We start from the raw sequence: 12,107 nt of genomic DNA, 5'->3' as shown, positions 1-12,107 counted from the left end.
CTCAGACAGATTGTCAGCGAATAATACTTTGTCTCCGTGACCAGAGCGGTGACGGTACAACCATGCCCCCACGAGACCCGGTACTCGGCGATTCCGCTGGGTGCTGGGTTTTTTCATGATCATTTCTGACTCAACCAGAAAAACCCACGAACCATGATCCGTGGGATTATGCAGCGGACTGAATATACATCATCGCGTCTATTCGCCGCCCTGATCATCACCGTGATCGTGTTCTCCGGAAATGCGTGACGGATCAGCCTTCCCGAACACCAGTTCTGTTTCAGTTGGAAGTTTCTCGAGCTTTGTCACAAAGTACCCCCACGGCTCACGGGTGACCGTGAAATCCATTGACACTTTGTCGCCGACAACAAACCCATCGAGACTTACGTGTTCGCCAAGCGGGAACTCCATCGTCATGGAGTTCATCCCCTTCATGTCTCCCTTGCTGTTCACGAAGTTGTGGATAGCTTCGTGATGCACGCGAAATGCGGACATCGGTGCATCGGCTGAGGGCATCTGATCAATCTCGCCTCGCACGGTATACGTGTACTCATCCTGGATATGCAGTTGCTCGGTCGAGACATCCGTACCATGATCATGGCCATCGTGGTTGTGGCCTGCGTGCTCATCCTGACCGCTCGGGGTCGGATTCGATGCTGGCTTTTTCTCACATGCAGCAATTCCACTCAGCAGTCCGAGTGAAATCAATCCTGCGACGGCAACGCGGATGTGTGTGTGTGTTGTTTTCATGCATCACTGTATGCGCGTTATACAAGACTCGACATCACCGCGCAGAACGTCTTATGAGAGGAGCATTTATTCACCTCTCTGCGACTTTGGCACAGCCGCGAGCACCTCCCGGAACAGATCGCCACGAATGAAAATTGGTGTCGTGCTGGTGTGGGCGATCATCCCCACATAGGTCTCACCGATTCGCTGTGACAGGAGTTCATCGAGTTCACCCAGTTCGTGCGGCGTGTATGAAACGATTCGGTTATCGTCCACCTGCTTGAATGCCGCAGCAGAGTTTGTATCCGGAAAGACCGGACACACCACACCCTTAGGATGCTCCATCATTGCGATCTGGCCCTCCGCAGTCTGGACCATGTACAGAACATCCTGATGCGCGAGCACCTTGTACGCGTCTGCAAACATCTGCGGATGCCCTGCTGCATTGATCGGACCTGCCATGCGACCAAGACACGCAACCGGTGGAATGAATCCAAAGTGCGCGTACATCGCTGGAATAACGTTGAGTTCTGTGCCGAACCCCTGGCACACACCGGGTACCTCGTCAAACAGCACATGCTGGATACCCTGATCCATGCTGCATATGAAACCAAGTGCGTTGCGCGTTTCCATGCCCAGCACAGCATGATCACCCGGGTTCCCTGCATTCTGTTCAAATCTCGCGGCCGCCTGTGATGCACGCTCACGTGTTGAGAAGAAAGCGACCATGTTTCTTTCCTGACTGTTCAATGTGAGCACAGGGGGAAGCGATCCCTGAGCAAGAGCTGACGTATCTGCCCTTGAGGCAAAGTACCACTGTGGCAGACTGCACACAGCTTCCCAGAAGCGGATCATGTTCTCGCGAGTATTGTCACGAATCACCGCCTCCCGTCTCTGGTCGAGTTCAGCAAGCGTGCTGGCGCTGACAGATTCGGGCTTTCCATCCTGCGCGGCTTCAGGGAACCTCGCATCATTCACTGCAGCATCGTGGAACATTTGCTCCTGTTCAGGAGCCGGTGGAGTGACTTCAGGCTCAGGAGCTGCTGAGGGTCCAGGAAGATGTGCAGATTCAGTCGTTGTTTTCTTCTTCCTGCCAAATCCGAACATGGTGCATCCCTTCTTCTGATGAGTCTGTCAACTGACGTGGCATCGTACCGGATTAGGATCTGTACGCGTACAGATCTCAGTTCAGATGATGAAAAGATCCATGCGAAATGAAAAAACCGAATCCACTGAGGATTCGGGTCTTGATGATCTGGTTTTACATATCACATGAGTTCAGGCCTTAGCCACATCGATGTAGCTGGCAACACTCTTGAGATCATTTGCAAGCAGGGGCGAGTAAACCATGCTCCATGATTCGCCGGTTTTCACCTGCGCGATGTTGGGGCACTTCTCACGATCGGTCCAGTCGCGGTTGCCACGAACATAGACATGGAGATTGGTACGACGACGCGCCTGAGAGACACGGAGTCCCTTGCTGATTGCGGGATCCATCTGCATCAGACGGCGGATTGTCTTCTCAGAGGCAAGCCGACGGGGCTCAGCCTTGATAGTGCAGCGGATTGTCTGGCCTGCTTCAAGCGAATCGATCATCGTCATATCTCCATACCGGCACAAACGCCACATCCAAGCGGGCAAAGTGCGGCCCCAAGTCTAAGACGGCTGGTGCAGTAAGTCCAAACTTCGTCTACCCAACCCGGAATCAGACGCAATAATGAGGGTTCCACGTCTTTCCGTGCGGTCGAAACACCGTCTGTCGGCCGATGTAGAGTCGAAGAACGTCTGAGAATCCCCTCCCCGGCTGTGCAGAGGCAAGCCGAGGTTGTTGTCAGAGCCGCTTATCACAACGGCTCAGCCATGAATCTGTGATCCCCAAGGAGTGCTCAATGCTGACCTTTTTCCGTTCTGCAGTACAACCCCTTCAAACGCGATTGAGTGGAGCGGGCTTGGGTCTCGCTACATGTGTGCTGCTCGCAGGATGCAACGGCGACGGAAGCACAACAACCCCATCCAGCAGCACAAGCACCAATCCGACGACAGCGGCTGTCGTACATGTTGACGGCGACACCAGTGAGTGGCCTGCAAGCGATGTTATTCAAGCAGATGAACACTACCTCTACCTCCGCGTCAGACCGAGCGCACAACCCAGAACACTGCAATCGTTTGACGGGATGCTGCGCCTTGTCCTTGATCTTGATGGTGATACACAGACAGGACTTGCAACTTCCGGACCAACAGTACGAGATGCATCCGGCAATGAGGGAATGATCGGCGCTGAAGTAGAGATCGTGTTCTCGCCCAGCGAAGATGGAGCACAAGGGCGCGGCGTGGCGTGTGCACGATTGAACGCAGATGGGTCAACAGCACCCATCTCTAATGGCGACGTCGGCTTGATGTTTGCGCCAACCTATGCGGATAACTGGTACGAGATGCGCATACCCCGCGAAGCAGCAGCCCTTCCCGAACTGCGTGAACGTGGCAAGCGCGTTGTTGGTGTGTTTGAAATGCTGAACCTGAACGGCGAAGCCATCGGCGCAACGCCGATGTTCTCCGCTCGTCTCCCCGCAATGCAGCCCGATCTCGGGGTGGAGATGGGATTGCCAACGCGCGGATTTGGACAAGTGCGCGTGATGTCGTACAACGTCCTGTTTACATCACCCGTGAAGAATCCCAATGGGTTTTCGGCACTTATTCAGGCGGCAGATCCGGACATTATCCTGTTCCAGGAATGGCACGACGGAACCGCAGAAGATATTGAGAACTGGCTTGCTGCATTTGCTCCAGGCCCACAGCCATGGCGCGTCATCAAGGGTGAGCAGACCGGCGTTGCGATTGCATCTCGCTACGCGATGACAGCTGCAAGCGTCTCTGACGCACCAATGAGTGGCGGAAGTTCGCCGCTTCGCGTGATTGCTGGCACAATCTACTCACCCATCGGCCCCATCTCCGCTGCGAGTGTCCATCTGAAGTGCTGTGGGTTTGCTGGCAGCCCCGAAGACCAGAAACGAATGGCTGAAGCGGAAGCGATCAACCAGCGCCTTGCCGCTGCATGGGACACGGGCAGCGATCGCGCACGCGTCATTGCGGGAGATCTTAATCTCGTTGGATCCCGCCCTCCGCTTGACATACTGCGTGCTGGGCTTGATCACGATGGTACATCACTTGAGGTTGCGGATGCACGCGTGCTCGGCGACGGCAGCACATACACATGGCGCGACTGGGAATCAGACTTCACACCGGGCAGGCTTGACTGGATGATGGTTGGCGACGCACGCGCATCTATCGCGCGCAGCTTTGTCATCGATCCATCTCGTTTGAGCGATAAGGCACTCGCAGCCATAGGCATTACCGCTGACGATGCAAATGGAAGCGATCACCTGCCGGTTGTTGCAGATATCACAGCAAACCGTTAATACACGGGTTCGATGCCATACCCGTACGGTTGATCATCAACGTACTCTGGTTGATCTTCGGCTGGCGCGTCTGGAATTTCCTGGGTCAGATTCAGCCGGCGGAACACACCCCGCGCAAACAGCATTATGAGATAACTCCCCGCAGTCGCAATTGTTGCTGCAGCAAAGAACGTACCCAACTCGCCTCTCGGCAGCGCGATGATTTGTCCAATAGCAACGCCGCACGGCATGATCGCCAAAGAACTGTATCTGCCGTATGTTGTCATATTGTCGAGCAGACGGATAGAAAACGCCAGAATCAGCACATAGGGAATGAACGAAATCCATGGATTGTCATTGACAATGTGCCCAACAAGCCCCGGACCAACGTTGTACTCCTTGGCTTTTTTGCGAACATTCAGCTCTCGCGGAATAGTAATCGCAAGCCCCTCGGGCTTGTCGGGATAAATTGAGCGCGGTATCGGAAGTGTCAGCACGAGCTTCACAGAGTGGAGCAGATCGTACTGCTTTGATTCAAATCGCTCCTCAATCAGCCACATGCTGAACGCCGGAGCATACTGGCCCGAGAGCAGGTTCAATACACCTGATTTGATGTTGCCACCAGCAAGTGCCTTTGCAACACCAACACCGCTGAGGTCTCTGAAATCAGCATTTCTCACCGATGTGTACGAGGCAAGCAACGCAACCCCTGCCATACCTACAATCATTAATCGGATACAGGCCTGACGAAACCCGAGGTGTTGCCAGGCGCTGTGATATGCGCCCCAGATGCACGCAATCAGCACACCAAGAATAAATCTTCGACCGAAGCTCTGCGACATCGAACCGAGGCCAGCGATCCCAATAATTGCAGCAGCGGGGAAGGCTACAGCAATATTCATCAGCCTGGGAGCCCACGCCCATGCTGCAAGACCCGCTGCAAGTGCAAAGAAGCCGACCGAGAGGTACATGAAGTTTGCACCAATAAAGGGCAATCGAATAAAAATAAAACGACATGGAATTGCAAAGCCGAGAATTACAGCCGCAAGAATCAGTGTTGCGTTCAGCCCGATCGCTGGAAAACGATGCACGAGCCTGTAGGCAATCCTCTCACTTCGAAGCCCGTGCTTGTACAGCATCAGGAAAAAGACGAGGAAGAGAACCAGTATAAAGAGATAGATTGTCGCAGCCTTGCCCACATTGCCCGGCGGGGGGCAATCGTGGTATTCGCCTGTCAGAAGCGGGACTGTTGTCGCGGTGACCTGGAAAATGATGAAGCCAACAAGGAAGAAGTTTCGCACGCTGAGCAGGTCAACTTCACCGCGCGCAGCCTGTCGCCACATCATGCCGATAATCAGCAGCGCAAGCAGCACACATGTCAGCACCAGTATTGAGATCACCCGTTATACTCCAACGATACTGCGACCCTTGATTCGGCTGAATTGATGGCGAGAGAAAGCGATCTCCCAAACGCTGGCGCGGATGGTAGCACTCTGGCCCACATCATGAAGTTCTCGGAACTTCTCCGGGGAAACTATCGGGCACCAGAAGGCTCATTCTCCGGTGAATCGTCGTACGCATCGCTGCTGGTCACTGTTCGAAACTTCCTGCCCTGCATCTTTGCAAGTTGCTCGCGATTCGCCTTCATCGCCTGACGAATAAACCTGACAAAGCCAGAGAGTAAACCGAGCACTGCCCATGTGATCAGGCCCCACGGCTTTGTACCCAGGAAGTAATCGAAGACAAAGCCAATAAGGACACCGGCAACCACACTGGCGCCAAAGTCGATAGCGATCGACCATACCTTGCCGGTATCGCTGATTGTCTTTGAGACTGAGTTGTCCTGTCTTTTTCGCTCACGCTGCTGATGTTCTGTAATCATCTGCTGCTCTTCAGCAGACGGAGCACGGAGCACTTCGGGGAGTTCTGGTATGGTTCGCCGAGTGCGATCTGATGGTGGTGTGTCATCGTTCATGCAATGTCTCAGTGTGCTGGCGTGATCGTTGGCGGTATATACCCTGACGACTGGTTCTTGTGTGGTGCAGCTATGAACTGCCCCGTCCCAAGTTGCAATGATCCATCCGCCGAGAGCCCTGACGGCATCCTGCGAATCGGGTCGCTGGGGAGCAACGGGATGTTCCACTCGATCGTGTCGTAGGCCTCTTCGAGAATGTCGTAGGCAAGCGTGCGAATCGACGCGATGCTGGTAAAGTGCTGGATCTGGCCGCGAGAAATATTCGCAGCACTCAGCCATGTGCGGAGTTGCTCAAGATGCTCAAGTTGCTTTGCACGCTGGGTGGAATCAACGGGAAGTTCGAGTGCCTGCGTCTGAGCGTTAACCAGCTTTGTCTCGATCCGATCGGCCTTTCTAGCGAGTTGCTGCTCACGGCTGACCGCACAACCAGTCAATAAAGCAAGCAGCGCAGCGAAAAAGCAAAGGACAATCAGATTCAAGCGATGTTGATTCATAAGCGAAGTGTATCACGTCATATCCGCTGCTGAGTTGAGGGAACCAGCGAGCCGTTTGCCACACTCTGGACATGGGAGGTCTTCTGCGATCCCTTCGCGCGAGTACCCGCAGTTCACGCACAGATCAATGCCCATATCGCGCAGGGCACGCCTGTACGGCTTTGCGTAGAACCGACCGTACATGAACGCGCTCCACGGCCAGACCAGAATCACCGCAAACGCGATGATGAGCAGACCGGCGTTGCTTGGCATAATGCCGAGTAACGCAGCAACCCAGCGTCTGGTCTGCATGAGTATCGCCATCGCGACAAAGATCGGCAGCACCACCGCGAGCAACGTAAACGACCAGAGTGAGTTTTTCAGATACGCCTCATGAACGATCTTCAATGCCTGCTTTCGCTGAGCACGGGTGAGCCGAAGCTGTGGATCCTCGAACCGGTTAACGAGCCAGCCCCAACGCATGTTCGCTCCTTCGCTGCGAAGAACCATGTGTGTCGAGCTCTGGTTTCTGTCCCTCGACATTCCAGATGACCCGAAGAAATAGTATCGAACCTTTGTCGTTCTACGATCTACAGGCTTGGCTTTTCATGCCTGCCGCTGTCGCACCATCCATTTTGGGGAAACACATCATGCATACTCGATCCGTCTGTATCGCTCTGGTTGCAGGTCTTTCGATCTCCTCAGCCGCGCTTGCCCAGCAGGACCCCCCACGCGGACCCGGCGGACCGGGAGGTGGCGGCGGGCGAGGAAACTTCGTCGAACGCATGATGGAGCGCGATGCTGATGGGGATGGAAAGGTTTCAAAGGCAGAGGTTGAGGGCACATTCTTTGAGCGATTTTTCGACAACGCCGATGCCAACAAGGATGGCTTCGTGACACGTGAGGAAATCGAAAACGCCCCACCACCACAGCGCGGCCCGGGCGGAGGCGCAGGCAATGGCGGAAATGCAGGCGACGCCCCGTCATTCCACGAATCGATGGAGTCCGCGGGCGCAGCATTCAGGCTCCTCCAGCGCGCAGATTTCAATGCGGAGGATCAAACTCGAACCTATGCAGCAATCGACAATCTGCAACGCGCGCTGATCAACGCAAAGACACAGCTTGGGAGTGCGCCACTTGCAAACGCGGCGAAAGAAAAATATAACGGCGATGAAGCAGCAATCCGCCTCGCAATACGCACGTCACTTGTCGAAACAATAGAAGCATCCATCGTGATGGAGAAGGCCCTGCTCGCAGGCGATAACGCAAAGGCCTCCGAGCAGGTCGCCGTGCTGCGAAGGTTGCAGAATGTCAGCCACGACACCTTCGAACCGAAGCGCGGCGAGCGTCGCGGCTCTCAGGCACTGCCCGTCGCGCCGGAGCAGATCAAACTCGCCATGATGCACTATTTCGTGCATGTCGGCAGGCAGATCGAATCTGAAGCCACCGTGATCGCGCGTGCGAACGAAGAGTAAGATCATCGTCATGGCTGACAAAGAAACCAAAGTATCATCATCGCCATCGAGATGCAGTTGCCGCTGGCAGTTCCTTGTGCTTGCGCTGCTGTCGTCGATCGGACTGATCGGCGAGCTTCTCCTCATGGAGCACACAGGCGAGTTTGTGCAATGGATCCCTGTTATCGTGTGCGGCGCTGTCGCATTGTGCTCGGTCGTCCTTCTCATTGCCAGACGATCACCAGCTCCACTGAGAATCATCGCGGTTCTCATTGGATTGGTAACTATTGGCAGCGGCGTGTTTGGCACATACGAGCACTTCGAAGAGAACAACGAGTACGCGAAGGATGTTAACTCTCTCCTTGACCCAGCAGACAGAACTGTTCTCAGGGATACCTTTGTCGCTGCACGTCATCCGCCACTCGCACCCGGTGCAGTGTCGTTATGTGGATTACTGCTCGCATTGGGTGCGATGAAGCGGTAACGGCACGCAGCCAGTTCTGCAACAACCCAGTCAACAACAGAGCCCGGGGATCCAGTCCCCGGGCTTTCCTGTTGCTTGTCCCTCAACATCTCCGGACGAGGTCATCAGATATCAGATCAACACCGAACTGAGCAGGCTGATCGAACCCATTGGAATACCTAGATTTGTCACGCCTGTGCTCTGCCCGATCGGATCCCAGTGTTCGAGCGATGCAACAACAGGGCCTGTCGCCACAACGCGAGCGGTATAGGCAAGCCCGCCCGCTGGCAACGCCAGCAGGTCGAGCCTGCCATCGGGGTCTTCCACCTCAAGCGGGTCGAGACTCTTCGTCTCAGTCACCGTTTGCCCATTCGAGAATGTCCATGTCACCGTGACACTGATACTTGATGCGGATGGATTAAATAGATACACGTCCTCGGTGCGAACCTCATTCCCGCGCAGGCGATCGATCTGCCCCTGCGTGAACACCCATTCTGTCGCAGCACGGGTTTCGGGTGTTGTAAACACGAGGCTGCTCTGGCGTTCCGTCACAGCTGATGCGCTCACGGATGTATTTGATGCATACACCAGTGAGAAGTCATCATCTGCTGAGGTAAATCCGAGCCCGCGGAGCGAGACCGTTGTTGATTCACCAGCGGTGACATTGACAGTGAACGTCGAGGGTCCGCCCAACAGTGTCGATGAGTCATGCAGAATGGTCCTGAAATCGACAATTGCATCCGTAGAGCCGGGATTCAGTATGGTGATAAGTGTGTCGTCGTTCGGACTGGAACCGCCATCGAACTCTGTTGACAGAAACGCGCCCGCGAGCGCTACGTTCGCGGTTTGGGTTGCAATCGTTGCGCTTGCATTGATGAGGTCGTAGCTCGTGCCGCTGACAGCGATGCTTCGCGTGCTCGATAGCTTCGCGGTGTATGTTCCATTCGCAAGCGTATCCATCTGCGAGATGTTCCATCCTGCGCGACGATGCCCCTCCACCACCTTCACAAAGGTGAATGTCATGCCATGCTCGTTCTCGATCTCAAGTTCGACCTCCGCGCTGTCATCATTGGGGTTGTAGACCAGCACAAAGTCACGGGCAGATGCGTCATCTTTCACAATGGAGGGGAGCGCAAAGTCTGTTCCCGAGTCATCTCGGAAATGCTCGCCTGCTCTTGATCCGAAATCGTCGTGCCTCAGCACCGCACGAACGGAATCATCTGTCGAGAGCAGTTCGAGGGCGTACGGCGTGTTCTCACGGACAACAGGAGATGAGCCGACGCTGCTGATTGCGATCATCTCGCGCTCACCGCCAGTGGTTGTGCCGCTGGCGATCATCTGATCCCGCGCGCCTGTCTCGTATCTCGCCCAGAGCTCCCAGTCAGACGACGAAGAGTCGATATCAACAATCTCGACAGACTCATTGATCGACGACGATCCGAACCCCTCCGGTATAAACAGGGCGTTCGGCAGATGCGATGTGAGCAGTTGGCGCGCTTCCAGTCGTTCAAACAGACCCATGACATTTCTCCGGTATGCGAACAGATGTTGCACATCCGAAGATGCAAACCCAATGCCAACACAACGTACCCCTTCGTATTCGATGGGGAGCAGCGTGCGCATCCATATCTCTGGCCAGTCACATGCGTACTCACCATCGCATCTGGCCAAGTCAGGCCAGTCGCAGGACACAATGCGTCCTGATAACCCCGGAGATATGCCGATTCTGGTGTCTCGTTCTCCCTGACAAGTGAAACACAGCACCTGCCTGCGGAGTTGGTTATCATGATGACTGCTCCGACACAGTCCAGAGCGCTCCTCGTCGTCCCCAGCCCGGATCCATACCCATGAAATCTGATCAATACCGTCATCTGTGGTTTCTCTGTGCAGGTTCATGCGCAGCACTGTTCCTCGCAACAGCAGCAATCGCCCAGAATGAAGAACCGCCGCCAGGCAACGCGCTCCCCGATGAACCGAATCAGGAAGAAGTCGGCATTCTGCAGAAGGGATTTGGGCGGGGTGGCCTGACCCAATGGCAGACCGAGGGCGAGCTTGGTGAGATGCCAGCACCCGAGCATGTTGTCAGAGCGGTCACCGACACAGTGCGCGCCATGGAACAGACCGTGCGTGCAGGCGACGCTGAGACATACCTCACCTATGTATGGTCTGGCGATCCCGGGTTCCGGCGTGAGCAGGAGCAATGGGCGAAAGACATCAATCATCGCGCGCCAAAGGCATTCAAAGTCACTATCGATTCGGAGCATGTCACGATCGAAGATGCGATTGCATCAACAGAGATCACCTGGAACTGGACCACTGACGGCTTGCCTCAGTCACTGACATTTCCGGGCAGCTTTTTCAGAATCACAACGGATTCAGGTGAGCAGTGGCTGTATGCCGGCGAGAAGTTCCGCGCTCGCGGCGGATACCGTGAAAACATCTATGCGCTCGAAGAAAATAGTGGTTTTCAACGCACTGTTGGTCGTGCGATGCGCGATGTTCGCAGGCACGTTGAACGTGGCATGGGAACGCGCATCGACAAGATGGTGCCGATCAGAATCTACCCCAACGAGAAGCACTTTGCATTTTCAAATGGTCTTCTGAAGCACGAGACACAACCTTGGCAGATCGACCCTGCTCAACCTGTGAAACTGATTGCCAACGACGAGATTGAGGAAGACGCACTGAAGGCCGATCTCGCCCGTCGATTCACTATGCTGACACTGCACGAGATCGGCTCGCACGCCGATCAGATGCCTTGGTGGATCGCAACTGGGATTGCCGAGTTTGCATGTGAAAAGTTTGAAGATGATCTTGAGCCGAACATGGAGAAGGTCCGTGGTCCATTGAAGGCTGGTGATCTGCCAAAGTTTGCCTCACTCAGCAACGTCTCCTCGCTGTCCGATACCGACCGCATGCTTGCGATCGAGATGGGGCACAACCTTCTTGGATATATCGCAGACTCATACTCGCGTGAGCAGCGCCAGGACTGGGTGAAGATGCTGGCCAACGGCAGCTCTCTTGAAGCTGCAACCCGCGAGACATTCGAGATTAGTGCAGACGAGTTGGAAGCCAAATGGGCTGCCTGGCTCAGTGAGTCTGGAGAATGAAAACCGCAATGCGACTCGATGAAGTCGCTTCGGCTTTTGTACAGCACAGGGTTCATTGTCGCCAGACTGCGCCGGCCTGCGATTTCTTGACCCAAGTAGCGGTACGCCTACACTTGCGGCCCGGGTGACCGGGTGCTGGACGGGTATACTGAGCCAGCAAACATCCGAGGGGCGGTAGCTCAATTGGTTAGAGTCCCGGACTGTCGATCCGGTGGTTGCGGGTTCGAGTCCCGTCCGCCTCGCTTCCCAAGCCCTGCACTTGCAGGGCTTTATCATTTTTGTCGTCGGCGTCTTCGGGCTCGGATTCGGGAGGTGCGTCTGAAGTGCGTCTTGACTGCTCAGTCTCGCCCGGCGTCAGGAAGTCGCTCAGGGTCTCACGCGCCACATCGGCATCGCGCGTATCGGCTGCGAGGTAGAACGTCTGGGTCGTGTCGATCTTCGAGTGCCCCATGTACTCCTTGAGCACGTGGATGGGAACGACGCGTGCCATGTGCGTGCCGTAGGTTCG

General features: G+C 55.2%; 13 protein-coding genes and 1 tRNA gene. 6 read left to right on the top strand and 8 right to left on the bottom strand.

What is annotated here, in order from left to right; all coding sequences use genetic code 11:
• Positions 1 to 198 precede the first annotated feature (198 nt).
• The 3 genes from H6815_10650 to H6815_10640 all read right to left on the bottom strand — a co-directional run bounded on the left by H6815_10650 (position 199) and on the right by H6815_10640 (position 2,325).
• Complete coding sequence (locus H6815_10650; GenBank protein ID MCB9860896.1) at positions 199 to 750, bottom strand: copper-binding protein; 552 nt, start codon at positions 748 to 750, stop codon at positions 199 to 201.
• Between the two features lie 66 nt (positions 751 to 816).
• Positions 817 to 1,707: a hypothetical protein gene (locus H6815_10645; protein ID MCB9860895.1), complete on the bottom strand. Its 891-nt coding sequence runs from the start codon at positions 1,705 to 1,707 to the stop codon at positions 817 to 819.
• 300 nt (positions 1,708 to 2,007) lie between these two features.
• Positions 2,008 to 2,325, bottom strand: a complete 318-nt coding sequence (locus tag H6815_10640) for a hypothetical protein (GenBank protein MCB9860894.1) — start codon at positions 2,323 to 2,325, stop codon at positions 2,008 to 2,010.
• Between the two features lie 353 nt (positions 2,326 to 2,678).
• Here H6815_10640 and H6815_10635 point away from each other — a divergent pair, with 353 nt between their 5' ends.
• The gene (locus tag H6815_10635) at positions 2,679 to 4,145 is read left to right on the top strand and encodes an endonuclease/exonuclease/phosphatase family protein (protein ID MCB9860893.1); all 1,467 of its coding nucleotides are present in this window, start codon (positions 2,679 to 2,681) and stop codon (positions 4,143 to 4,145) included.
• On the opposite strand, the gene H6815_10630 is transcribed toward H6815_10635, so the two are convergent.
• From H6815_10630 to H6815_10615, 4 genes are all read right to left on the bottom strand, one after another.
• A complete protein-coding gene (locus tag H6815_10630) occupies positions 4,142 to 5,524 on the bottom strand; it encodes a hypothetical protein (GenBank protein ID MCB9860892.1) in 1,383 nt (460 codons plus the stop codon). The genes H6815_10635 and H6815_10630 overlap by 4 nt on opposite strands.
• A gap of 134 nt (positions 5,525 to 5,658) precedes the next feature.
• On the bottom strand, positions 5,659 to 6,099 hold the full coding sequence (locus H6815_10625) for an AtpZ/AtpI family protein (protein MCB9860891.1): 441 nt from the start codon (positions 6,097 to 6,099) through the stop codon (positions 5,659 to 5,661).
• Between the two features lie 8 nt (positions 6,100 to 6,107).
• Complete coding sequence (locus H6815_10620) at positions 6,108 to 6,593, bottom strand: hypothetical protein (protein MCB9860890.1); 486 nt, start codon at positions 6,591 to 6,593, stop codon at positions 6,108 to 6,110.
• Between the two features lie 12 nt (positions 6,594 to 6,605).
• On the bottom strand, positions 6,606 to 7,055 hold the full coding sequence (locus H6815_10615; protein ID MCB9860889.1) for a hypothetical protein: 450 nt from the start codon (positions 7,053 to 7,055) through the stop codon (positions 6,606 to 6,608).
• Positions 7,056 to 7,222: 167 nt separating this feature from the next.
• Here H6815_10615 and H6815_10610 point away from each other — a divergent pair, with 167 nt between their 5' ends.
• Entirely contained in the window at positions 7,223 to 8,047 is an 825-nt protein-coding gene (locus H6815_10610; protein MCB9860888.1) for an EF-hand domain-containing protein, read from the top strand.
• A gap of 10 nt (positions 8,048 to 8,057) precedes the next feature.
• Entirely contained in the window at positions 8,058 to 8,510 is a 453-nt protein-coding gene (locus H6815_10605; GenBank protein ID MCB9860887.1) for a hypothetical protein, read from the top strand.
• Between the two features lie 111 nt (positions 8,511 to 8,621).
• Here the strand turns inward: H6815_10605 and H6815_10600 are convergent, their stop codons facing one another.
• Positions 8,622 to 10,010, bottom strand: coding sequence for a hypothetical protein (locus H6815_10600; GenBank protein MCB9860886.1), 1,389 nt, complete (start codon positions 10,008 to 10,010; stop codon positions 8,622 to 8,624).
• A 52-nt stretch (positions 10,011 to 10,062) separates the two neighbouring features.
• Between H6815_10600 and H6815_10595 the strand changes: the two genes are divergently transcribed.
• The 3 genes from H6815_10595 (at position 10,063) to H6815_10585 (ending at position 11,841) form a co-directional block, all read left to right on the top strand.
• Positions 10,063 to 10,236, top strand: a complete 174-nt coding sequence (locus H6815_10595) for a hypothetical protein (GenBank protein MCB9860885.1) — start codon at positions 10,063 to 10,065, stop codon at positions 10,234 to 10,236.
• A gap of 100 nt (positions 10,237 to 10,336) precedes the next feature.
• Positions 10,337 to 11,599: a hypothetical protein gene (locus tag H6815_10590; protein MCB9860884.1), complete on the top strand. Its 1,263-nt coding sequence runs from the start codon at positions 10,337 to 10,339 to the stop codon at positions 11,597 to 11,599.
• Between the two features lie 168 nt (positions 11,600 to 11,767).
• Positions 11,768 to 11,841: transfer RNA gene (locus tag H6815_10585), tRNA-Asp, on the top strand.
• Positions 11,842 to 12,107: the final 266 nt, after the last annotated feature.

This window comes from Phycisphaeraceae bacterium (genome assembly GCA_020639155.1).
Lineage (GTDB): Bacteria > Planctomycetota > Phycisphaerae > Phycisphaerales > UBA1924 > JACKHF01.
The sequence above is the reverse complement of the archived record's forward strand: the minus strand, read 5'-3'. Positions and strand labels throughout refer to the sequence as shown.